This window comes from Vibrio sp. 2033, from assembly GCF_033339735.1.
Genome location: NZ_JAWOVC010000540.1, coordinates 1 through 607, shown reverse-complemented (window position 1 = coordinate 607; position 607 = coordinate 1). Strand labels below are relative to the sequence as shown.

Here is a 607-nt window from a genome sequence, read left to right as displayed (position 1 = left end):
ACCAGCGTGACAGTCGTCAACAAGCGATGAAGTACGTTAAAGATAAAGAAGTACTGAACTGCTTCTCTTACACGGGTGGCTTTGGTCTTTACGCACTGAAAGGCGGCGCAAAACGCGTAATTAATGCGGATGTATCTCAGCCAGCATTGGACACAGCAAAATACAATGCAGAACTGAACGAGTTTGATATCTCGAAAAAGCGCGCTGTTTTCTTAAACGCAGATGTATTTAAACTGCTTCGTGAATACCGTGACCAAGGTACTCAGTTTGATGTGGTTATCATGGATCCACCTAAGTTTGCAGAAAGCAAAGCGCAACTAAATGGCGCATGTCGTGGTTACAAAGACATCAATATGTTGGCGATGCAAATTTTAAAACCTGGTGGCACGCTACTGACCTACTCTTGCTCTGGCTTAATGGACCAAGTTTTGTTCCAAAAAATCATTGCTGACGCAGCGGTAGACGCAAACCGCCAAGTGAAATTTGTTGAGCGCTTTGAACAAGCCGCAGATCACCCAACCGATACGGCATACCCAGAAGGTTTCTACCTAAAAGGCTTTGCTTGTAAAGTGCTTTAGGCTAAGAATAAGTAAGACAAAGCAGAAGA

Annotated in this window: 1 protein-coding gene; it reads left to right on the top strand. The window is 44.0% G+C overall.

Annotated elements, in window-relative coordinates; translation table 11 throughout:
- The coding region (locus R7P74_RS27680) for a class I SAM-dependent methyltransferase (RefSeq protein WP_318123872.1) at positions 1–578 on the top strand (578 nt) is incomplete at its 5' end.
- Positions 579–607 lie beyond the last annotated feature (29 nt).